Origin of the sequence: Mycolicibacterium helvum, assembly GCF_010731895.1 — a bacterium.
Taxonomy (GTDB): domain Bacteria; phylum Actinomycetota; class Actinomycetes; order Mycobacteriales; family Mycobacteriaceae; genus Mycobacterium; species Mycobacterium helvum.
Map to the genome: position 1 here is coordinate 2,386,126 of NZ_AP022596.1, position 22,251 is coordinate 2,408,376.

Below are 22,251 nucleotides of genomic sequence, written 5' to 3' on the forward strand. Positions count from 1 at the left end.
TCACCCCACGTGTCCGAAGCCACCCACGACGTCGAGCTGCTTGCCCGGGCCTTCGTCGCGCTCAATCAGCGCGGCGCAGTGCTACGCGAAATCGGTGGCCGGTTCGCCGCGGCGGGCCACGAGCTCTATCTGGTCGGGGGCAGTGTCCGAGACGCCTTTCTGGGCCGGCTGACGGACAAGCTCGACCTCGACTTCACCACCGACGCCCGGCCTGAGGTCGTTCAAAAGATCGTGCGCCCGTGGGCCGACGCACTCTGGGATACCGGCATCGATTTCGGCACGGTCGGCGTGGGCAAGGGCGACGACCGGCTCGAGATCACCACCTTCCGCGCCGACAGCTATGACCAGGTGTCACGTAACCCCCAGGTCAAATACGGCGACCGGCTCGAGGACGATCTGGTGCGCCGCGATTTCACCGTCAACGCGATGGCCGTGCGTATCACCGCCGACGGTCCCGGCGACTTCATTGACCCGCTCGGCGGTCTCACGGCGTTGCGGGAACGCATCCTCGATACCCCAGCGGCACCCGAGGTGTCCTTCGGTGACGATCCGCTGCGGATGCTGCGCGCGGCGCGCTTTGTTTCGCAGCTGCAGTTCGCGGTGTCCGACCGGGTGCGCGGCGCGATCGTGGAGATGGCGCCGCAGCTGGGGCGGATCACGGTCGAACGGGTGGCCGTCGAGCTGGACAAGCTGCTGCTGGGTGCCGACCCGGTCGCCGGCCTCGACCTGATGGTGCAGACCGGCATGGGTGATGTGGTGTTGCCCGAGATCGGCGGTATGCAGATGGCCATCGACGAACACCATCAGCACAAGGACGTCTATCAGCATTCGTTGACGGTGTTGCGCCAGGCCATGGAGCTCGAAGAAGGGGAACAGCCGGACTTGGTCTTGCGGTGGGCGGCGCTCCTGCATGACATCGGTAAGCCGGCCACTCGCCGGCACGAGACCGACGGCGGGGTGAGCTTCCATCATCACGAGGTGGTCGGCGCCAAGATGGTCCGCAAGCGGATGCGGGCACTGAAGTACTCCAAGCAGATGGTCGACGATGTCTCGCAGTTGGTGTATCTGCATCTGCGATTCCACGGATACGGCGACGGCAAGTGGACCGACTCGGCGGTGCGACGCTACGTCGCTGACGCGGGGCCACTACTGCCCAAGTTGCACAAGCTGGTTCGCGCCGACTGCACCACCCGCAACAAGCGGCGGGCGGCCCGGCTGCAGGCCAACTACGACCAACTCGAGACGCGGATCGCCGAGCTGACCGCCAAGGAGGACCTGGCGCGGGTGCGCCCGGATCTGGATGGCAACGAGATCATGCGCCTGCTCGGTATCCCGGCCGGCCCGCAGGTCGGACAGGCCTGGAACTTCCTCAAGGAGCTGCGTCTGGATCGCGGACCGCTCGATCACGACGACGCCGTCGCCGAATTGCTGGCTTGGTGGAATGAACGGAACGCGACGGACGATTCCGGCGTCTGACAAGGGTATGGATTACTGCCTGGGATCCGGCGATGGAACGGCAACGATGTTCAGCGGCCACCCGGCCATCGATATCGATGGTGACGGTGAACTCGACGCGGTGCGTCTCGATATCGATGGCGACGGCGTTTTCGACGACGCGCTTGCCGACTTCGACGACGATGGCCTGGCCGACCACGCCGCGCTCGACCGGGACAACGACGGCACAGCAGAAAGCCTCTATACCGACGACGGATCCGGCACCTGGGCGCTGACGCCGGCGGGGACGGGTGGGCCGTTGCGCTGGTTCGGTCTGGATGGAATCGAGCACACGTCAAGTGGCGCAGCCGATTTCGATGGTGATGGTCGACTCGACCGACTACTGGATGTCGATCGAGACGGATTGGCCGACCGGGCATTGACAGGCGGGCCCGACGGCGGTTTCGACACCGGCTACGTCGACACCGACGGGGACGGTCGCTGGGATCTCACGCTGGTGGACAGCGACGGCGACGGCGCCGCGGACGACGCCAGCCCGGTGTAGTCGCTGTCGGCGGAGACCGCGCAGACCCCGCCTGATTCGAGCAGTTCGCGCGCGGCGTCCCACAACAGCGGCTGGTGATAGAGGAAGCCCTGACCCGTGCGTGCCCCGAGGTCCAGGAGGGTGTCACGTTCGGCGATTGTCTCGATGCCTTCCACGACTAGGTCCAGGTCCAGCGCGCTGGCCAGTGAGACCACCGACTGCACGACGGCGCGCTGCTTGGCGTCGCCCTCGTCGAGCGCCGCGGCGAACGAGCGGTCGAGCTTGATCTGGTCGACCGGCAAGGTGCGCAGCTGGGTCAGAGACGAATAGCCCGTCCCGAAGTCGTCGAGCGAGACGCTCACCCCGGCGTCCCGCAGCCGGGCCAGCGTCGGATGGGCCACCCGCAGGTCGACCAGGGCGTGTTCGGTGAGTTCGATGATCAGCGATTGGGGTGGCAGCCTGGCCGCGTCGAGCAGGTGCAGCACCTCTTCGGCGAACCCGGGCTCGCGGACCTGCCGTGGTGAAACGTTGACCGACATCGTCAGGTCCAGTGCCAGGCCGTCCGCGCGCCACCGGGCCAGCGTGCGGATCGTCTCGTGCAGCACCCACCGGCCGATCTCGACGATCATGCCGTTGTCTTCGGCCAGCGGGATGAACGCACCGGGCGAGAGGACCGGCAGGCCGGCTCGGTGCCACTGCAGCAGCACCTCGAAGCCGATGACGACGCCGGTGTCGAGCATGACGATCGGCTGGGCCCCCACGCGCAGCTCGTCGCGTTCCACCGCGTGCCGCAGCGCGGTGTCGAGGTCGAGGCGCTGTGCGACCTCGGCTTCGAGAAGGGAATCGAAGACGTTGATGTGGCTGCCGTCGGTGAGCTTGGCGCGGTACATGGCCACGTCGGCCTCGCGCATCAGTTCGGCGCCCGACACCGTCGATTCGTCGGCGAAGGTGATCCCGATGCTGACGTCGACGAACGCTTCCTTGCCATCGATGGTGTACGGGGCGCTGAGCGTGGCGCGGATTCGTTCGGCCATCGCGATGGCCTGGGTCCGGTCGGGCAGCTCCGGGCAGAGCACGACGAACTCGTCGCCGCCCAGCCGGGCCACCGTGTCGCTATCACGGACCGTTCTCGACAGCCGTCGCGCTGCCTCGATGAGCAGCTCGTCGCCACCGGCGTGCCCGATGGAGTCGTTGACCATCTTGAAGCGGTCCAGATCGCAGAACAGCAGCGCCAGCGGGCTGCCGCGGCGGCGGGCCAGGAGCAGACTCTGCGACAGGCGGGCCAGGAGCAGGCTGCGGTTGGCCAGCCCGGTCAGCGCGTCGTGGCTGGCCTGATAGGACAGCCGCCGCGCGGAGGCATCCCGTTCGAGCGCCAGCGTCACCAGATCGCGGCAGCGCACCAGGGCGGTGTGGGCCAGATCGTCCAGGGCTTCAGCGTCACCGAATACCTCGAGCATCCCGGCGGCGTCGGCGGTGTCGTTGACGGCGGCGGTCCACGCGGGCGTCGCCGACACGTCCGCGCCAGCTGGATAGACGACGGATCGCGGCCCCAGCGCGATTCGGACCGCGGGTGCGCCGGAGACTTCGGCGGCCAGTTGCACGATCTGGCGCAGGACCGACGGCACCGGGTCGGCGGTCGCGATTCGCTCGAGGATGCGTGCCTGTCCGCGTTCGAGGGCGGAGACCCGGTCGAGGCGGTCTTCGGTCTTGCGTAGCGCCTCTCGCTCGTCGTCGAAAGCCCTTCGGGCGGAGCGGTATTGGCGCACCACGTTGGCGGCGACCCACCAGAGCAGCGCCGAAGCGAGCACTAGGGCGGCGATCAGCATGGTCAGCTGGATCACCCCGCCGAGCAATAGGCCCTGTTCGTCCGAGCGATCGATGCGGTGTAGGCCGGTCGGGCCGCCGGCGGCCAGTGTGTGCGTCGCCTCTGAGAGCTGCTCGGTTCGGGGCAGGATGGTGCCGGCCCACTCGTCGCGCTGGTCGGCGGGCAGGACACCGGGCGGAGCCTCGGCGATCGCACTGTCGAGTGACGTGAGCGCCCAGCGGTAGTCAGGGGTGGTCTCGTCGCCGGCGGTCAGCCCGTTCGCGGCGATCACGCGCAGGCGTTGGGCGAGCAGAGCGCGGGCCACCTGAACGTCACGGCGCGGCACGACGCCGAGCAGGTACTGCTGGGCTTGTTGGACGTAGGTGAGTGAGTCGCGCACGGTGAAGAACGTGTTGGTGCTGACGGCCTCACTGCGGGTGTTGTGATGGGTGTAGGCGCGCTGCTGCGCTGAGGATTGGATGCCGACGACGACCAGCGCGATGAGCAGCAGCACGAGCACACCGGCGACGACCTGCTGGCCGCGGTTGAGGGTCAGCCGCGGGCTGGGCGGGGTGAGCCACTGGTCGCTGATCATGAGCCAGGACCGCTGGGGGTCTTGACGGTGATGGACGCCAGGCTCCAATTCCACGCGTCGAGTACTGATGACAGCGGGGTGCCATCCGGGAACACGATTCGGATCGGCCCACCCTGGTCGTAGGGGATGGGTGCGTCGTTGCGGTCGGTGGCGATCAGCGCCCGTGACTCGATCATCGGCTTGGCGGCGCTGATGTAGTGGTAGTCGTCGAGCCCGACGGTGTCGATCGTTGCGTTGTCAGGGATTCCGGCTTCGGAGAGCACGACGGCCAGGGGAACGCCGGTGTAGGTTTCTCGCCGCTTCACGAAGGGTTCGTCGAGGGTGACGGTCTGACTACCCAGGGCGTTGAGCTTGTCGAGGGTCAGTGACAGCGGCGTCCTGCCGCCATTGACCGTCAGGACCGGTTCGGATGCGGCGGGAGGGTCGATCGCTCCGACGCCGTAGGGGTTGGCCGTCGGTGATGGAGCCGGCGCGGTGGCCGAATGTTGTGCGGCCTCGTGGGGAGTGTGGGCCGGCGCGCAGGCCGTCAGTCCCAGGATGGTCACCGTCCCCGCCGCGACGACGGCAAGGAGGCGGGTGCGCATGAAGGGCGATGATACTGCCCAAAGCAACCATTTACCGTCTTCGTCAAAACGCGTCTAGCGCGCTCAACGACCCACATGATGAATAGCTAGCGAATAAACAAGCCAAGCTAATTGTTGGCGTTGTGGTGCGTTATCTGCCCTGTCCTGGAGGACCGGCGAAAGCTTGAGCGATCGCCAGCCACTTCGCGGCGTCGGGGCCTTCGGCGGTCACGTCGAGTTCGGCGCGCGGTCGGCGCTGGGTGACCAGACAACAGAAATCCATCGCCGAACCGGTGACTCGCTGGCCGGCGTCCTCGGGCCCCCACGTCCAGTGGGTCCCGTCGGGGGCGATCAGGTCGACGTGGAACGGCTCGGCGGGCGGGGTCAGCTCGTGCACGGCGAAGGCGAAATCGCGGGTGCGCACACCCAGATGGGCGATCGACTTCAGCCGGGCCGACGGCTGGGCGACGGCGCCGACGGCGTCGGCCACATCGAGACCGTGCGCCCAGGTCTCCATCAACCGTGCGGTCGCCATGGACGCCGCGCTCATCGGCGGCCCGAACCACAGCAGCTTGCGCCCTTCGGTGACCCCGCGCAGTGCGGTGTGCAGCTGAGTGCGGGTCTGCCGCCACTGCGCCAACAGTTGATCCGGCGGGGTGAGCGCCAATTCTTCGGCGGCTTTGTCGACGAAGCCCAGCGGATCGGCGGCCGCCGCGGTGAGCTGTTCGCCGAACGCGGGTTCGTCGGTGATCGATGTGAGGGAGACCCGATCAGTCCAGAGCAGATGGGCGATCTGGTGGGCGATGGTCCAGCCAGGCGCCGGGGTACGCGCAGCCCAGCCGGCCGCGTCCAGCGGTGCGACGAGTGCGTCGAGGGCGTTGCTCTCGTCACGCAGGTCGTCGACGATCGGGTCTGCGGCAGCCATGGATCGAACCTATCGCTAAGCGGGGCGCCGCCCGACGATCGCGTGCGCGGTCAAGCCGAGCAGATAGATCGCCGAGCCGGCCAGCGCCAACGCCCGCGAATGGCCGTCGGCCGGGATCACTAGGGCCGACAGCATGGTCGCCACGATGAACGACACCCAGAACACCGAGTCCTGCACGGCGAAGACGTGCCCGCGCAGGGCGTCTTCGACGTCGATCTGCATCGCCGTGTCTGCGCACAGCTTGACCATCTGGCCGGCCAGGCCCAGCAGGAATCCGCACGCGATCATCACCGCCAACTGCAGTGTGGCGCCGGCCAGTTGGATAATCGCCGCGCACACCAGCGCGCCGTTGGCGGTCGCGTACCGGCCCCACCGCTTGATCGCCAACGGGGTGAAGACGTTGGCCAGAAAGGCGCCGCTTCCGGTGGCCGCGACAAACACGACGGCGGTGCCAAGGCCGCCGACGGCCTGGGCGTCGCTGTGGCGCACGATCACCAACACCAGCAGGGTGTTGATCCCGAACACCATGCGGTGGCTGGCCAGTCCGGACAAGGTGGCCGCGACGGTCGGCGTGGACAGCACCGTGCGGGCGCCGTAGAGCCAGCCGGTGGCCACCGCATAGAGCACCGATCCGTGCACGGCGCGAGCGGTGTCGTCGGGCCCCAACTGGTGGCGGGGAAATCGCAACGACAACACGAACGCGATCGCGACGGGGATGGCCACCAGGAACATGACCGTGGCGGCGCCGGCGTCGCCGGAACCGAACAGCCACCGGGGCAGCAGCATGAAGTTCGCGCCGAGGAAGGTGGCGGTAGCCCCGGTCGCGGTGGCGACGGAGTTCATCGTCACGACCTGCTCGCGTGGGACCACGTGCGGCAGCGCCGCCGACAGCCCGGAGGTGACGAACCGGCTGAATCCGTTGACGATCAAAGCGCCGCAGAGCACGGTGATCTCGCGTGCACCCACGGCGAGCAGCACCGCGACACCGATCACCAATCCCAGCCGCGCGAGGTTCGCCGCGATCAGTACCGTGCGGCGGTCCCAACGGTCCAGCAGCGCGCCGGCGAAGGGGCCGACGATCGAGTACGGCAGGAACAGCACAGCGAACGCCCCGGCCACCGCCCACGGGCTGGCCGCCCGTTCCGGGTTGAACAACAGTCCACCGGCAAGGCCGGCCTGAAACAGGCCGTCACCGAACTGGCTTGCCGTCCGAAGCTCCAGGAGGCGCCAGAAGTCGGGCAGGCTGCGCACCGATCGCCATAGCGAACCGGATGCGCGGCTGTCGACCATCGGACCAACAGTACAAATATCCACACGCGCCCGTTACCGCAGCAACACCTCGGTGATGCCATGATGGTGAGGTGTCACAGCACGAGGACCCCGAAGACTTCGTGGCGCCCGCGGCCAACAGAGTGCGGCCCGGGACCCTGCTGCTGGCCAACACCGACCTGCTGGAGCCGACGTTTCGGCGCAGCGTGATCTATGTCGTCGAGCACAACGACGGCGGCACGTTGGGTGTGGTGCTCAACCGTCCCAGCGAGACCGCCGTCTACAACGTGTTGCCGCAGTGGGCGAAGCTCGCCGCCAAGCCCAAGACCATGTTCATCGGCGGCCCGGTGAAGCGGGACGCCGCACTGTGCCTGGGCACGCTGCGGGTTGGCACCGATCCGCAGGGCATGCCAGGGCTGCGTCATGTGGCGGGCCGGATGGTGATGGTGGACCTCGACGCCGATCCCGACCTGATCGCCCCGGTCGTCGAAGGCGTGCGGGTCTTCGCCGGCTACTCGGGCTGGACCATTGGTCAGTTAGAGGGCGAAATCGAACGCGATGACTGGATTGTGTTGTCCGCGTTGCCTTCTGACGTGCTGGTGGAGCAACGGGTGGATCTGTGGTCGCGGGTGTTGCGCCGCCAGCCGCTGCCGCTGTCGCTATTGGCCACCCACCCGATCGACGTCAGCCGGAACTGATGTGCGGGGCGCCTCGCCCCAGCCGGCTGGCGATCACCGCACAGGTGAAGAGCTGAATCTGATGGAACAGCATCAGCGGCAGCATGATCAGACCCACGGTGGCGGGCGGGAACAGCACCAGCGCCATCGGTAGTCCAGACGCCAGGCTCTTCTTCGACCCGCAGAACAGCAGCACGATCGCATCACCGCGGTCCAGTCGAGCCAGCCTGCCGGTGACCCATGTCAGGGCCAGCACGATGGCCAGCAGCAGGGCGCTGACCGCCGCGACGGCCACCACCCGCCACGGCCGCACGCTGATCCAGATGTGCTCGGTCATTCCCACCGAGAACGCGGCGTAGACGATCAGCAGGATCGAGCCGCGGTCGACGACCTTGGTCAGCACCGCGTGCCGGGTCACCGCCGGTGCCAGCCATGGCCGCAGCAGCTGGCCGACGGCGAACGGTGCCAGCAGTTGCAGCACGATGTCTCCCACCGCCGACCCGTCGACTCGTGGCGCCCCGTTGATCGGCATCAGCACGAGAACCAGGAGCGGGGTGAGCAGCACCCCGACGATGTTCGACAGCGACGCGCTGACGATCGCCGCCGGCACATGTCCGCGCGCCATCGAGGTGAAGGCGATCGACGACTGCACGGTCGAGGGCACCAGGCACAGGAACAGCAGGCCGGTATAGAGATCGTCAGTCAGCACCGACGGGACGAACGCGCGGGCGGCCAGTCCGAGCAGCGGGAATGCCACGAACGTGGTCGCGAGCACCAGCAGGTGCAGTTTCCATTGCCGTACGCCGTGCCACGCCTGCTGCGGTGACAACCGCGTGCCATAGAGAAGGAAGAGCAGGGCGATGACGACCTTGGTGGCCACCGAGAGCACGTCGGCGGCCGCCCCGCGCGCGGGCAGCACCGTGGCCAGCGCGACGACGGCGACGAGCATGAGCAGGAACGTGTCGACGGGTGGCCGCGACAGCCGTGCCCTCATCAGGTCGTCGCGGGGCTCACTTGCAAGACAGCGTGCAGCTTGCGCAGCTGCCCGCGCAGCTGGCTTCGGCTTCCCGGCGTGCGGCGTAGCGGGCCCCCTGCCACGAGCCGGCGGCCACGGTTGCGACCGCGCCAATCACGCAGACGATCACCACGGTCAGCGCGGTGCGCGGGGGTGCCGCCAAGGCGGTCGACCCACCGGCAGCCAGCATCACGGCCGCGGCCAGCTGGGTCGGCGCAACCGAGCGCAACACCTGGCCGGTCACGTCAACAGCGGGCGGCCGGGTCAGCGCCCATACGCCCGAGCCACCGATCAGGAGGGCCATCCCAAGGCACACCAGTGCGACGACGAACATGGGGCCACAATACGAGCCCGGGTTCAGTGCTGCTGAGCGGGCACCGCGGCTAGGGGTCCGTCGGCGGGCGCCGCCGCATCGGCCGGCGGCGCTGCCGCGGGGTCGGAAGCTGGTGCCGGAGCGGCCGTCGGGGAGGTGACCCGGAAACCGTTCACGATGGCGTCGGTCGCGTCGGCGGTGGCGACCACCTGGTTGGCGGCGGTGGTCACGAACAGCGAGACCAGGTAGCGGTCCGGGCCGGACTGGACGAGGACGTGGCGACGCGAGGTGTTCAGCGTCATATCGTTCTCGCGGTAGGTGCCTTCGATGATCGAGGACGGGGAACCGCCGAAGTCGGCCAGCGACGCGTCGGTCGCCTGCCAGTTGGACAGCTGCTGGCTATCCAGGTAGCCGTGGGTGATGGCCACCTTCGGGTCGAAGTCGCCGACCAGTTTGTAGACCTTCAGCTGGGCGTTGGAGGTGTAGAGCCCGTCACCGCCGAGGCGATCGGCCAGCACGGTGAACGCATCGGGCACATTCGGGTCGGGGACGACGCTCCAGCCGCGGGGCATGGGCAGCACCAGGCTGAGCCCGGTGAAGCCGGCCGCCTTCTGCGGCACCATCTTCACGCCTTTTTCCTTGAAGTAGTCCGCGAGTGTGCCCGACTCGGCGGGGACCAGGGTTTCCGGCGCGGCGGCCGGAATCGCGGGGGCTGCGGCTTGCGGCACGCTGGCCGCCTGGTCGGCGACCGGCGCGGACGCGGGTGCGGCGGCCGGGGCGGCGTTGGCGGCGGCCACCTCGGGGGCAACGGTGACGGTCTGGGTGACAGTGACGGGGGCCGGCAGCACTGGAACGACGGGATCGGCAGAGGCGCTGGCGCCGGTAAATCCGAGTACGGCGGCCGTAGCCGCGGCCACACCACCAATTACTACCCGCCAGTTACGGGCAAACGTCATCATCGCAGCTGTCCTTCTCGACACGTTTGGGCCAGGTAAGACCCCTTGTCAGGGGGCGACTGTAACCACCGGCCCAGCCGTGCGGATAGGGCTGGAACCGAGCTGGAACCAACCGTCGACCGCACTGCAATCCAACCGATATCGGGCCGTTGCACAGGGTGCGACCGGGGTCACACACCGCTATCGGCGGGACGGCGCCTGCCGCTGCCCTTATACCCTGTGTGACGTGACCGAATCGCCGACCGCCGCAGTCTCGGACCCCGACGGCTCCGACAACGATGTGCCGCGGCACCGCTATACCGCCGAGTTGGCGGGGCGGATCGAGCGGGACTGGCAGGAGAACTGGCAATCGTGGGGCACCTTCAACGTGCCTAACCCGGTTGGCGCGCTGGCCCCCGCCGACGGCGCGGCCGTACCTGGCGACAAGATGTTCGTCCAGGACATGTTCCCCTATCCCTCGGGGGAGGGCCTGCACGTCGGGCACCCGCTTGGCTACATCGCCACTGACGTCTACGCGCGCTACTTCCGGATGACGGGCCGCAATGTGCTGCACGCGTTGGGCTTCGACGCTTTCGGGCTGCCGGCCGAGCAGTTCGCCATTCAGACCGGCACCCATCCGCGGATCCGCACCGAAGCCAATATCGTCAATTTCCGCCGCCAGCTGGGCCGGCTGGGCCTTGGGCACGACCAGCGGCGCAGCTTCTCGACTACCGACGTCGACTTCTACAAGTGGACGCAGTGGATCTTCCTGCAGATCTACAACGCCTGGTTCGACACCGACCTGAACAAGGCCCGGCCCATTGCTGAGCTGTTGGCGGAATTCGACAGCGGCGCACGCATTCCCGACGATGGACGGGACTGGTCGGCGTTGTCGGCGGGGGAGCGGGCCGACGTCATCGACAGCTTCCGGCTGGTCTACCTGTCCGATTCGCTGGTGAACTGGTGCCCAGGGCTGGGCACGGTGCTGGCCAACGAGGAGGTCACCTCCGAGGGCCGCAGCGAGCGGGGCAACTTTCCGGTGTTCCGGAAGCGGTTGCGGCAGTGGATGATGCGCATCACCGCCTACTCCGACCGGTTGCTCGAGGATCTCGAGGTGCTGGATTGGCCGGAGAAGGTCAAGGCGATGCAGCGCAACTGGATCGGCCGCTCCACCGGAGCGTCGGTGCTGTTCGGTGCGAACGACACCGACATCGAGGTCTTCACCACCCGGCCCGACACCCTGTTCGGCGCGACGTATCTGGTGCTGGCCCCCGAGCATGACCTGGTCGACACCCTGACCGCCGCGCAGTGGCCCGACGGTGTGGACCCGCGGTGGACGTCGGGTGCGGCTACCCCGGCCGAGGCGGTGGCCGCCTACCGACGGTCGATCGCGGCGAAGTCCGACCTGGAACGTCAGGAGAACAAGACCAAGACCGGGGTGTTCCTCGGCACGCACGCAACCAATCCGGCCAACGGCCAACAAGTTCCGATCTTCATCGCCGACTACGTTCTGGCCGGCTACGGCACCGGTGCGATCATGGCAGTGCCCGGTGGGGATCAGCGGGACTGGGAGTTCGCGACCGAGTTCGGGCTGCCGATCATCGAGGTGGTCACCGGGGGCGATGTCACGGAGGCGGCCTACACCGGTGACGGCGCCCTGGTGAACTCGGACTACCTCGACGGGCTGAGCGTGCCGGACGCCAAGAAGGCGATCACCGAGCGGCTGGAGGCCGACGGCCGTGGCCGCGCCCGCGTCGAGTACAAGCTTCGCGATTGGCTTTTCGCGCGGCAGCGGTACTGGGGCGAGCCGTTCCCGATCGTGTACGACGCCGACGGGCGAGCTCACCCGCTGCCCGATGCCGCGCTGCCGGTGGAGCTGCCCGATATCGCCGACTACTCGCCGGTGATGTTCGACCCCGACGATGCCGGCAGCGAGCCGTCACCGCCGCTGAACAAAGCCACCGAGTGGGTGCAGGTCGAGCTGGATCTGGGCGACGGTCTGCGGCCCTACACTCGCGACACCAATGTGATGCCGCAGTGGGCCGGCAGCTCCTGGTATGAGCTGCGCTACGCCGATCCGCACAACGCAGAAGAGTTCTGCGCCAGGGAGAACGAGGCCTACTGGATGGGTCCGCGCCCGGCCGAACACGGGGCCGCCGATCCGGGCGGGGTCGACCTTTACGTCGGTGGCGTCGAGCATGCCGTACTGCACCTGCTGTATTCGCGGTTCTGGCACAAGGTTCTTCACGACCTTGGCCATGTCACGTCGCGGGAGCCCTACCGCCGCTTGGTGAACCAGGGCTACATCCAGGCGTTCGCCTACACCGACTCCCGCGGTGCCTATGTGCCGGCCGCTGACGTCGTCGAGCGGGACGGCAAGTTCGTCCTGCCGGGACCCGACGGTGAGACCGAGGTCTTCCAGGAGTTCGGCAAGATCGGCAAGAGCCTGAAGAACTCGATTTCCCCGGACGAAATCTGCGACGGCTACGGCGCCGACACGCTTCGGGTGTACGAGATGTCGATGGGCCCGCTGGAGGCGTCGCGGCCGTGGGCGACCAAAGACGTCGTCGGCGCTCATCGGTTCCTGCAGCGGGTATGGCGTCTGGTGGTCGACGAATCAACCGGTGAGTCAAGGGTTTCCGAGGACGAGGCGCTGGAAGACGACACGTTACGGCTGTTGCACCGCACGATCGCCGGGGTGTCGGACGACTATGCGAGCCTGCGGAACAACACCGCTGCGGCCAAGCTCATCGAGTACACCAACCACCTCACCAAGGAGGGCATCAACGCACGCGCGGCGCTGGAGCCGCTGGTGCTGATGGTGGCTCCGCTCTCGCCGCACCTGGCCGAAGAGCTGTGGCAGCGGCTGGGCCACTCGAAGTCGTTGGCGCACGGCCCATTCCCGGTCGCCGACCCGCAGTATCTGGTGACCGACACTGTCGAGTACCCGGTCCAGGTCAACGGGAAGGTCCGCGGGCACATCACCGTCGCGGCCGACGCCGACAAGGCCAGCCTCGAGGCGAGTGCGTTGGCCGACGAGAAGGTGCAGGCGTTCCTGGCTGGCGCTACCCCGAAGAAGGTCATCGTGGTGCCGGGCCGGCTGGTCAACTTCGTCGTCTAGTGATTTCGGCGCGCAAACCGTCGCACAGCGGCGGAAACCGCGCCCCAATCACGCCCGCCGGCGCGGCCGGACCACCACCTGATGAGTGTGCGCGTCGGGCGGGGTGGCGATCACATCGGCGACGATTCGCGCCACGGTCTCGGCCTTGAGGTAGTTCGCCGGGTCGTATTGGCCGCCCTCGTAGGCGACCAGATCCTCCTGCATCTCGGTGTCGACCCGGCCAGGGTGCACGCTGGTGACCCGCAAGCTGGGCTCGTCGGCGCGCAGCGAGTCGGCGAACGCCCGCTGTGCGAACTTGCTCGCCGAATACGCCGCCAGCCCGGACGAGACGTTGAGTCCCGCGCCGGAGTTGATGAAGACGACGTGCCCCCGGGCCGCCCGTAGCGCCGGGAGTAGCGCCAGTGTGAGTGCAACCGGGCCGGCCACGTTCACCTCGAAGCAGGACCGCCATTGTTCGGGGATCGACTCCTCGAACCGCCCCGGATGTGCGACGCCGGCGTTATGCACCAGCACCTCGAGCTCGACCAGCGGCTCGGCGGCGGCCTCGATCCCCGCTTGGTCGGTGAGGTCCAACGGCCAGGTGGTGGCCCCGAAACGGGCGGCGACGGCGTCGAGCCGGGCGGACGGCCGGCCCGCCAGCAGCAGCGTGTGGGTGGGTGCCAACGCCTCGGCGATCGCCGAGCCGATGCCGCCGCCGGCTCCCGTTATTAGCGCTGTGGGCATATCGAGACCCTACCGATCTGCGATTCCCACTCGGGCGACGCAGAATGAACGCGTGGCATTCGACCCGAGTTTCGGCCCGACACAGTTGGCGGCCCGCGCGGCCTACCTCCTGCGCGGTAACGACCTGGGTGTGATGACCTCGGCCGCGCCGCTGCTGTACCCGCACATGTGGAGCTGGGATGCCGCATTCGTCGCTGTCGGCCTGGCCCCGCTGAGCGTCGAACGTGCCGTCGTCGAACTCGACACGCTGCTGTCGGCGCAATGGGCCAACGGGATGATCCCGCACATCGTGTTCGCCAACGGGGTCGACGGATACTTCCCGGGCCCGGCCCGCTGGGCCACCTCGGCGCTGGCGGCCAACGCCCCGCGCAACCGGCACACCTCGGGGATCACCCAGCCGCCGGTGCATGCGATCGCGGTACAGCGCATCCTCGACCGGGCTCGCACCAGGGGCCGCTCCACCCGCGCCGTCGCCGAGGCGTTCCTGGACCGGCGGTGGGCGGATCTGGTGCGCTGGCATCGCTGGCTGGCCGAAGCCCGCGACCAGGATGAGCGCGGCCGCATCACGCTGTACCACGGCTGGGAATCCGGGATGGACAATTCGCCGCGCTGGGATTCCGCCTACGCCAACGTGATTCCCGGGAGCATCCCGGAGTATCAGCGCGAAGACAACCACATCGTCACCGACGCCAGCCAGCGGCCCTCCGATACCGAGTACGACCGCTATATGTGGCTGCTCGAGGAGATGAAATCCGTTCGCTATGACGATGATCTGCTGCCGAAGGTGATGAGCTTCGCTGTCGAAGACGTGTTCGTCTCGGCGATCTTTTCGGTGGCGTGCGATGTGCTGGCCAATATCGGCGAGGACTACAAGCGCCCGCATGCCGATGTGCGCGACCTGTATTCGTGGGCCGAACGGTTCCGCACCGGTGTCGTCGAGACGACGGACGCAAGGACAGGCGCGGCAAGGGATTTCGATGTGAGATCCGGTAAGTGGATCGCCACGGAGACCGCCGCGCAGTTCGCGCCCCTGCTGTGCGGCGGGTTGCCGCACGACCGCGAACGTGCGCTGCTGCGAGTTTTGGAGGGCCCGCGCTTTTGCGGCCACCCGGATCTGAAGTATTCGGTGATCCCGTCGACGTCACCGGTTTCCAAGGATTTCCGGCCCCGCGAATACTGGCGGGGCCCGGTCTGGCCGGTGCTGACGTGGTTGTTCTCCTGGGCGTTCGCTCGCCGAGGATGGTCGGAACGGTCTTTGCTGCTTCGCCAAGAAGGTCTTCGGCAGGCCAGCGACGGCACCTTCGCCGAGTACTACGAACCGTTCACCGGCGAGCCGCTCGGCAGCATGCAACAGTCTTGGACCGCCGCCGCAGTTCTCGACTGGCTTGGTTAGTCCCCGGGTCGCTGCGCTCCTGCCCGCCGGGTGCTAATCCCCGGGTCGCTGCGCTCCTGCCCGCCGGGTGCTAATCCCCGGGTCGCTGCGCTCCTGCCCGCCGGGTGCTAATCCCCGGGTCGCTGCGCTCCTGCCCGCCGGGTAAAGCCCTAGTTCTCAGCCTGCTCGGCCAACCGCTCCAAGGGCTTAAGTGCCTTGGCCAACGTGTCGCGCTCCTCGTCGGTCAACTTCGCCAGCAGGACCGACAGATGCGCTCGCCGCACAGCCAGCGCCTCCCGGTGTTGCACCAGCCCCTGCGGGGTGACCTCGACCAGAACGGCACGCAGGTCCGAAGGATCCCGCGAGCGCTTGACCAGGCCCAGCTTCTCTAGACGACGGATTGCCACCGTGGTGGTCGGGGTGCGCACCCGCTCGCGCGCCGCGAGCTCGGTCATCCGGATGGGACCCTGATCGAGCAGGGTCAGCAGGATCGACAGCTGAGCAAGCGTGAGGTCCGCGCCGGCGTTACTGGTCTTGGTGTCGGCGCGGCGTAAGACCGAAAACAGCTTCGAGAGGACCCGCTGCAGGTCTCCAGACAGGTCGGTGACCTGCGACTCGGCCTCAATCATAGTTCGCTAGTCTAACCTGTCTGTGCCGGTCAACCGCGCGATACGCGGTTTTCGCAGCTGCAATTACAGAACCTGGGACAGGAACCGCTGCAGCCGATCGGTCTCGGCGGCGGTGAAGATCTGGTCGGGCGGCCCGGATTCGACCACCTTGCCGTGGTCCATGAACACCACCGAGTCCGCCGTGGAGCGGGCGAATCCCATCTCGTGGGTAACCACCACCATCGTCATGCCGTCGGATCCGAGTTCGGCGATCAGCGTCAGGATCCCCTTGACCAGCTCAGGATCCAGCGCCGAGGTGGCCTCGTCGAAGAACATCACCTGCGGGGTCATCGCCAGCGCCCGGGCGATCGCGACCCGCTGCTGCTGCCCGCCGGACAGGGTGGCCGGCCGCACGTCGGCCTTGTGCCGCAACCCGACCCGCTCGAGCTGGGCCAGCGCCAGCTCCCGGGATTCGTCGGCCGACAACCGCTTGAGCTTCCGCGGCCCCAGGGCGACGTTGTCCACCACGCTGCGATGTGGGAAAAGGTTGAACTGCTGGAACACCATGCCGATGCGCTGACGCAGCTTGTCGGGATCGTCGCGTAGTACCGAGCGGCCGTCGAGCAGGATGTCGCCGCGGTCGGGTTCGTAGAGCCGGTTCAGCGTGCGCAGCAGTGTCGACTTGCCCGATCCCGACGGGCCGATCACCGCCGATGTGCTGCCCGCCGGGACCGTGAGGTCCACCCCACGCAGTATCGCGTTACCGCTCAGCGTCAGGTGAATATCGTTGGCCGCCAACGAAACCGGCTCAGCTGCCGGGGCCATCACACCATCTCCTGGGTCGTGGTGTTCGGGTCAAGCGGGTCTTCGGACGCTGTCGGGCGCCCGCGGCGCAGCCGCGCGTCGATGTAGTTCACCAGGTGGGTCAGCGGGATCGTGAGCAGCAGGTAGAACAATCCGGCCGCGACCAATGGTGACAGGTTTCCGGTCTGGGCGTTGAGATCCCGGCCCACCTGGAACAGCTCACGCTGGCTGGCGACCAGGCCTAGGAAGTACACCAGCGACGACGCCTTCAGCAGCGAGATGAATTGATTCACCAACGCGGGCAGCACTCGTCGCACGCCCTGCGGCACCACCACCAACCGCATCGAAGAGGTGTAGCTGAACCCGAGCGCGCGGGAGGCTTCCATCTGCCCGGCATCCACACTCTGAATGCCGGAGCGGAAGATCTCGCCGATGTAGGCGGCGGCCATCAACCCGAGCGCGGCGATGCCCAGCGGGTAGGGATCATTGCCCGTGAGCTGACCGACGATCGGCCCGACGCCCAGACCGATCAGCAGGATGATCACCACTTCGGGGAGCCCGCGGAAGATGTCGGTGTAGAGGCGGGCCGGCCAGCGCAGCCACCGCGAGCGGGAGATCCCGGCCACGGCCAGTCCCATGCCGAGCACCAGCCCGATGGCGGCAGCAGACACCGTCAGCAGCAGGGTGTTGGGCAGGCCGGTGGTCAGCAGGTCGGGGATGGCTTTCTTGTACAGCTCCCAATCCAGGAACGACTCGCGCAGCTGGGTCAGCACCGATTTCGGCGCGCTCGCGGCGGCCGGGGTCTGGTGGGCGGCCGCGATCGCGGCGAAGTCGGGTAGCTGCGGAGCCGGCGCCGCCTTGGACCCCGGTTTCCAGCCCGGCGGCAACGCCCGCGGCACCCATTCGGAGTACAGCCGCGACCAGGTGCCGTCGGCGATGACGGCATCCAGACCGGCGTTGAGCGCGTCGATCAGCGGCTTGTTCTCTCCGGCCACCGCGTAGGCGACGAAATTGTCCAAGCTGAAGGTGTTTTCGACGATCTGGGCGGGGTCGCCGGGGCGCACAGTGCCCACCGCCTGCTGCGACGGTGCCACCCATGCGTCGATCTGGCGGGTCTTGAGGCTGGCGTACACGGTGTTGTAGTCGGGGAATTTCACCGGCTGCAGGTGCAACGTGTCGACGAGGTAGGCCTCCTGCACGGTGCCCTGTACCACCCCGATGCGTTGGCCCGGCCCGAGTTTGTCGAACCCGGTGATCGGCGAGCCCGACGGCACTACCAGTGAGAAATAGCCGAAGTCGTAGCCGTTGGTGAAGCCGACGGTGCGCCGCCGCGCGTCGGTGGTGGTGATCGACGATGACCCGACGTCGAAGCGGCGGGCGGCCACCTGGGCGAGCAGGCCGGAGAATTCGGTGCCCACGAAGGTGATTTTCAGGCCCAGTTTGTCGGCGATCGCGCGCAGCAGTTCATTGTCGAACCCGGTGAACTGACCCTTGGCGTCGATACAGATGCTCGGCGGCGCGTCCGACAGCGTGCCGACGGTCAGCGTGCCGGGGGTGATCAGTCGCAGCGCGTCGCGGTTGACCGCCGTGAGGGGCTCGGTGGTGGCGGTGGTGTATTTGTCCTCGTTCGGCCCCTTGGCCGCGGCCGCCAGGTTGGTGGGCAATGCGCTGGCCGACTCGACGCCTGGCGGTGCGCACTGGTCGGCGCCGGCGGGCGCGGCGGCGACTAACCCGAAGATCATCAGCAGAACCGCCAGGATCGCCGCGAACCGACTCGAATGGAAAGGCATCACTAGCAAGGTACTGCGGACAGCGGGCCGGGCACGGCTTGCGATCAAACGGAATCCAAGTCGGCGAACACGCCGCCGCGGCGCAACTCGGCGGTCAGCACATCGGCCATCAGGTCGGTGCGGTCCAGGCAGGCCTGCCGCGCGGCGGCTGGATGGCGGCGCTGGATCGCGGCGTACTCGGTCTCGTAGAGCGGCATCAGCTGGGCCGGGCCGTCGGCATGGGCGGCCCAGAACTCTTGGGGCAAGAAGCTGCGCGACGCGCTGATGGCCGCCCTGAGCCGGGGTCCGGCGTACTCGTTGACGAGAACGTCCCGGAACAGGTTGGCGCCATGGAGGTACTCCCGGGGGCCGGCGGCGTCGCGCATGATCACCATGGTCGCCTCGAGCGCCTCGAGTGCCGGTGGCCGCGGGTTGGTCGCGGCGCGGGCGGACGCCGCGCCGGTCAGCAGTCCGTGCACCTCGTGGTGTTCGCGCAGCACGTCGGCATCGAAGCGATGGACGAACGCACCGCGGTGATAGCGCGACTCCAGGATGCCGTCGTGTTCGAGCTGGACCAGGGCCTCCTGCACCGGCACCCGGCTCAGGCCCAGGGCAGCGGCGATCCCATTGCGGTCCACTCGATCACCGGAGCGCAGCCGGCCGGTGAGCAGGAGGTCGAGGACATGTGCAACGACCAAGTCTTTCTCTTTGACCCCATAGTGTTTGGGCATCGTTCTCTCCGCGCCGTCTTGGACACGTACTTGCGGGTAATCCTGCCGTTTTCGGGCGCGGATCTCGGTGAATCTACCGTAACGAGACTGTCGGTCTCGTTACGCTCTGGAGATGACGACGACGGAACTACCCGAGACGTACTACGCGGACACGCCGATACCGAGTGGTCGCACCGCGGCCGTGGAGTATTTGCAACGGCCAGGACCGGTTTATCGGGTTGGCCGGACGTGGATGATCACCAGCTACGAGGGTGTGCGCTACGCCCAAAAGCACCCCGAGCTGTTCTCCTCGGCGAAAGCCTTCGACGGGGTCGTCAACGCGATCAAGATGATCCCGATCGCGATCGACCCGCCCAAGCACGCCGACTACCGGCGGGTGCTCGACCCGATGTTCGGACCCAAACGCATGGAGGCGATGGACGGCGAGCTGCGTGCCCAGCTGCGCGGGCACATCGATGCGTTCGCTCCGCTCGGGCGCTGCGACGTCGTCGCAGACCTGTCCTACAAGTTCCCCACCCAGGCGATCCTGACGCTGTTCGGGTTACCGCTGGAACACCTGCCCAAGTTCCTGGAGTGGGTGACCGGCATCATCAAGGGCGCCGATATCGCGTCCTTGGGCCAGGACCAGCCGCAGCACGTAATCGAGTGCGCCATGGGGCTTTTCGGCTTCCTGGCCGAGCAGATCGAGGTCAAACGCAGCCATCCGGGCGACGATATGCTCAGCAACATCCTGGCAATCGACGGTGACGCGGCGTGGACCGACGCCGAGATCCTGGGCCTGTGCTTCCTGATCATCCTGGCTGGCCTGGACACCGTCACCGGTGCCATCGGGTTCTCGTTGCTCACGTTGGCCAACGATCCAGCATTGCGCCGCCGGCTGATCGACGATCAGTCCCTGATCGCGCCGTTCATCGAAGAGATGCTCCGCCTGGAGGGCCCGGTGCCAGGGGTTCCCCGCGTCACCACCGCCGACGTCGAGGTCGAGGGCGTGCAGATCCCGGCGAACTCGCAAGTCATGCTGATGCTGTTCACCGCCAATCGTGAAGGCCCGCACGCGCACCAGATGGACCTGACCGCAAAATCCACCCACCTCGGATTCGGCGGCGGTATCCACCGGTGCCTCGGCTCGCATCTGGCCCGCCGCGAACTACGGCTGACCATCGAGGAATTCCACGCCCGCATCCCGGACTACCGGCAGGCCGGCGAAGCTACCGTGCTGTGGCCCGCCGGCACCTTCGGTTTGGAGTCGCTGCCGCTGGAATTCGACCCCTGTTAGCGAGGCAATCGGCGCTAGCTCAGCGGTTGTCGCGCCAGCGGACCAGGGCCTGGGCCGGACCGAGGTCGTAATCGGGCCCGTTGCTGCCGACGGTCAGCAGGGTGACGCCGAGGTTAGCCAGCGCCTCGGCATTGGCCACCAAGGCGTCACGGTCATTGCCGCCTTCCACACCGGCCGAGCGTTCGATGGCGGCCGGTTCGCGACCGACGTCGGAGCAGTGGCGGTCGAGCACTTCGGCCTTGGTCGGGTAGGTCTCGGCGTTGGTGAAACCGTGCCAGATGTCGCCGTGCTCGGCGACCAGGCGCAGGGTCTTCTTCTCGCCTTGGCCGCCGATGAGGATCGGGATGTCGCGGGTCGGCGCCGGATTCAGCTTGGCGAGACGGGATTTGATGCGTGGCAGCGCGCCGGCGAGATCGTCGAGCCGGCTGCCGACGGTGCCGAAGTCGTAGCCGTACTCGTCGTAGTCCTTCTGCTTCCAGCCCGAGCCGATGCCCAGGATCAGCCGGCCACCCGAAATGTGGTCGACCGTGCGGGCCATATCGGCCAACAACTCCGGATTGCGATAGGAGTTACAGGAGACCAGTGCGCCGATCTCGACGCGGGAGGTCTGCTCGGCCCAGGCACCGAGCATGGTCCAGCACTCGTAGTGGGCGCCGTCGGGGTCGCCGTAGAGCGGGAAGAAATGATCCCAGTTGAAGACGACGTCGACGCCGATGTCCTCACAGCGGCGGACGGCATCGCGGATCTGGTGGTAATCAGTGGAATGCTGCGGCTGCAGTTGCACGCCGATGCGAATGGGAAAGGTCACGGTTCAACCGTACGTTCGGTCAGACCCCGATATTCCCGTTCGGCTCGAACGACTCAGCCGCCCAGCACGCCGCGCAGGATCTCGACCAATGCGCGGGGCTGATCACCCTGCACCGAGTGGCCGGAGTCGGGTACCACGATCACCCGCTGGAAACCCGGTGCGGTGCGCGCGAATTCGTCGGCGTCGTCGTCGTTGACGAAGAATGAGTTGGCGCCACGCACCAGTGTGGTCGGAACGGTCAGTCCGGGCACGTCGTCCCACAGGCCCTCGAAGCCGTCGCCCTTGCGGAACGTGTCGTAGCGCCAGGTCCAGTTACCATCGTCGAGTTGTTTGGAGTTGTGGAATACCCCGCGGCGCAACGAGTCTCGGTCACGGTGCGGTGCTGCGGCGATGGTCACGTCGAGCATGGCCTGGAAGCTGGGGAAGGTGCGGTCGCCCTGGACCAGCGCGACGGTTCCCATTTGAGCCTTGGTCATCTGTTCGTGGCGTTCGGGCGCCGACGGGGTGACGTCCACCAGAACCAGCTTGCGGACCAGGTCGGGTGCGATCGTCGCCAGCCGCAACGCTGTCAGGCCGCCCAGCGACATGCCGACCACCAGCTCGGCATCGGGCGCCAGCTCACGCACCACCGGTTCGATGGCCTCGGCGTTGAGCCTCGGGCCGTAGTCGCCGTCCGCTCGCCAGGCGGAGCGACCGTGCCCGGGCAGGTCGACGGCCAGCGCGGGCGTCCCGAGACCGAGGATGACGGTGTCCCAGGTGTGGGCGTTTTGGCCGCCGCCGTGCAGGAAGACCACGCGGACCGGGTCGGCGCCCCAGCGCACGGCGCTGATGGTGCCGCGATCGACGCGTTGCACCGGCGGCAGGGGGTCACTCACTGCGGCCTGGGCGGCGTTTTCGGGCAGCAGCGCGAACTCGTCGAGTCCGATCAATTGGTCGTCGGCGATCTCGGTCATGTGACGACTGTA

20 protein-coding genes are annotated in these 22,251 nt (G+C 67.6%); 6 read left to right on the plus strand and 14 right to left on the minus strand.

Going from position 1 to position 22,251, the window contains the following annotated elements:
* Positions 1–9: 9 nt before the first annotated feature.
* Positions 10–1,476 carry a CCA tRNA nucleotidyltransferase gene (locus tag G6N38_RS11055; protein ID WP_163747570.1) on the plus strand — a complete coding sequence of 489 codons (1,467 nt, stop codon included), beginning with the start codon at positions 10–12 and terminating at the stop codon, positions 1,474–1,476.
* Positions 1,477–1,483: 7 nt separating this feature from the next.
* Positions 1,484–1,999, plus strand: a complete 516-nt coding sequence (locus G6N38_RS11060) for a pullulanase (RefSeq protein ID WP_163751934.1) — start codon at positions 1,484–1,486, stop codon at positions 1,997–1,999.
* On the opposite strand, the gene G6N38_RS11065 is transcribed toward G6N38_RS11060, so the two are convergent.
* The 4 genes from G6N38_RS11065 to G6N38_RS11080 form a co-directional block, all read right to left on the minus strand.
* Positions 1,909–4,377 carry a putative bifunctional diguanylate cyclase/phosphodiesterase gene (locus tag G6N38_RS11065; protein WP_163747571.1) on the minus strand — a complete coding sequence of 823 codons (2,469 nt, stop codon included), beginning with the start codon at positions 4,375–4,377 and terminating at the stop codon, positions 1,909–1,911. The genes G6N38_RS11060 and G6N38_RS11065 overlap by 91 nt on opposite strands.
* Entirely contained in the window at positions 4,374–4,961 is a 588-nt protein-coding gene (locus G6N38_RS11070) for a molybdopterin-dependent oxidoreductase (protein WP_163747572.1), read from the minus strand. Before G6N38_RS11070 ends, G6N38_RS11065 begins: the two co-directional genes overlap by 4 nt.
* Positions 4,962–5,091: 130 nt before the next feature.
* On the minus strand, positions 5,092–5,865 hold the full coding sequence (locus tag G6N38_RS11075; RefSeq protein WP_163747573.1) for a TIGR03084 family metal-binding protein: 774 nt from the start codon (positions 5,863–5,865) through the stop codon (positions 5,092–5,094).
* A gap of 15 nt (positions 5,866–5,880) precedes the next feature.
* Positions 5,881–7,155, minus strand: a complete 1,275-nt coding sequence (locus G6N38_RS11080) for an MFS transporter (protein ID WP_163747574.1) — start codon at positions 7,153–7,155, stop codon at positions 5,881–5,883.
* 71 nt (positions 7,156–7,226) lie between these two features.
* On the opposite strand from G6N38_RS11080, the gene G6N38_RS11085 reads away from it, so the two are divergent.
* Entirely contained in the window at positions 7,227–7,832 is a 606-nt protein-coding gene (locus tag G6N38_RS11085; RefSeq protein ID WP_163747575.1) for a YqgE/AlgH family protein, read from the plus strand.
* Here the strand turns inward: G6N38_RS11085 and G6N38_RS11090 are convergent.
* The 3 genes from G6N38_RS11090 to G6N38_RS11100 are packed head-to-tail and all read right to left on the minus strand — an operon-like array spanning position 7,819 to position 10,098.
* Complete coding sequence (locus G6N38_RS11090; protein ID WP_163747576.1) at positions 7,819–8,805, minus strand: bile acid:sodium symporter family protein; 987 nt, start codon at positions 8,803–8,805, stop codon at positions 7,819–7,821. The genes G6N38_RS11085 and G6N38_RS11090 overlap by 14 nt on opposite strands.
* 16 nt (positions 8,806–8,821) lie before the next feature.
* Positions 8,822–9,160 (minus strand): hypothetical protein, encoded by a 339-nt coding sequence (locus G6N38_RS11095; RefSeq protein WP_163747577.1) that lies wholly within the window; start codon positions 9,158–9,160, stop codon positions 8,822–8,824.
* A gap of 23 nt (positions 9,161–9,183) precedes the next feature.
* Positions 9,184–10,098, minus strand: coding sequence for an LpqN/LpqT family lipoprotein (locus G6N38_RS11100; protein ID WP_163747578.1), 915 nt, complete (start codon positions 10,096–10,098; stop codon positions 9,184–9,186).
* 223 nt (positions 10,099–10,321) lie between these two features.
* Between G6N38_RS11100 and leuS the strand changes: the two genes are divergently transcribed.
* Positions 10,322–13,195 carry a leucine--tRNA ligase gene (gene leuS / locus G6N38_RS11105; RefSeq protein ID WP_163747579.1) on the plus strand — a complete coding sequence of 958 codons (2,874 nt, stop codon included), beginning with the start codon at positions 10,322–10,324 and terminating at the stop codon, positions 13,193–13,195.
* A gap of 48 nt (positions 13,196–13,243) precedes the next feature.
* On the opposite strand, the gene G6N38_RS11110 is transcribed toward leuS, so the two are convergent.
* Positions 13,244–13,918 (minus strand): SDR family oxidoreductase, encoded by a 675-nt coding sequence (locus tag G6N38_RS11110; protein ID WP_163747580.1) that lies wholly within the window; start codon positions 13,916–13,918, stop codon positions 13,244–13,246.
* Between the two features lie 52 nt (positions 13,919–13,970).
* On the opposite strand from G6N38_RS11110, the gene ggh reads away from it, so the two are divergent.
* Entirely contained in the window at positions 13,971–15,311 is a 1,341-nt protein-coding gene (gene ggh, locus G6N38_RS11115) for a glucosylglycerate hydrolase (RefSeq protein WP_163747581.1), read from the plus strand.
* A 149-nt stretch (positions 15,312–15,460) separates the two neighbouring features.
* Here the strand turns inward: ggh and G6N38_RS11120 are convergent, their stop codons facing one another.
* From G6N38_RS11120 to G6N38_RS11135, 4 genes are all read right to left on the minus strand, one after another.
* The gene (locus G6N38_RS11120; RefSeq protein WP_163747582.1) at positions 15,461–15,919 is read right to left on the minus strand and encodes a MarR family winged helix-turn-helix transcriptional regulator; all 459 of its coding nucleotides are present in this window, start codon (positions 15,917–15,919) and stop codon (positions 15,461–15,463) included.
* 63 nt (positions 15,920–15,982) lie between these two features.
* Positions 15,983–16,723, minus strand: a complete 741-nt coding sequence (locus tag G6N38_RS11125; RefSeq protein WP_407662965.1) for an amino acid ABC transporter ATP-binding protein — start codon at positions 16,721–16,723, stop codon at positions 15,983–15,985.
* Positions 16,723–18,492: an ABC transporter substrate-binding protein/permease gene (locus G6N38_RS11130; protein ID WP_163747584.1), complete on the minus strand. Its 1,770-nt coding sequence runs from the start codon at positions 18,490–18,492 to the stop codon at positions 16,723–16,725. Before G6N38_RS11130 ends, G6N38_RS11125 begins: the two co-directional genes overlap by 1 nt.
* Positions 18,493–18,536: 44 nt before the next feature.
* Positions 18,537–19,202: a GntR family transcriptional regulator gene (locus tag G6N38_RS11135; RefSeq protein WP_163747585.1), complete on the minus strand. Its 666-nt coding sequence runs from the start codon at positions 19,200–19,202 to the stop codon at positions 18,537–18,539.
* A 112-nt stretch (positions 19,203–19,314) separates the two neighbouring features.
* On the opposite strand from G6N38_RS11135, the gene G6N38_RS11140 reads away from it, so the two are divergent.
* A complete protein-coding gene (locus G6N38_RS11140) occupies positions 19,315–20,478 on the plus strand; it encodes a cytochrome P450 (RefSeq protein WP_163747586.1) in 1,164 nt (387 codons plus the stop codon).
* Between the two features lie 19 nt (positions 20,479–20,497).
* Here the strand turns inward: G6N38_RS11140 and G6N38_RS11145 are convergent, their stop codons facing one another.
* Positions 20,498–21,286: an LLM class F420-dependent oxidoreductase gene (locus tag G6N38_RS11145; RefSeq protein WP_163747587.1), complete on the minus strand. Its 789-nt coding sequence runs from the start codon at positions 21,284–21,286 to the stop codon at positions 20,498–20,500.
* Positions 21,287–21,339: 53 nt separating this feature from the next.
* Positions 21,340–22,239: an Rv0045c family esterase gene (locus tag G6N38_RS11150; protein ID WP_163747588.1), complete on the minus strand. Its 900-nt coding sequence runs from the start codon at positions 22,237–22,239 to the stop codon at positions 21,340–21,342.
* Between the last annotated feature and the right edge of the window lie 12 nt (positions 22,240–22,251).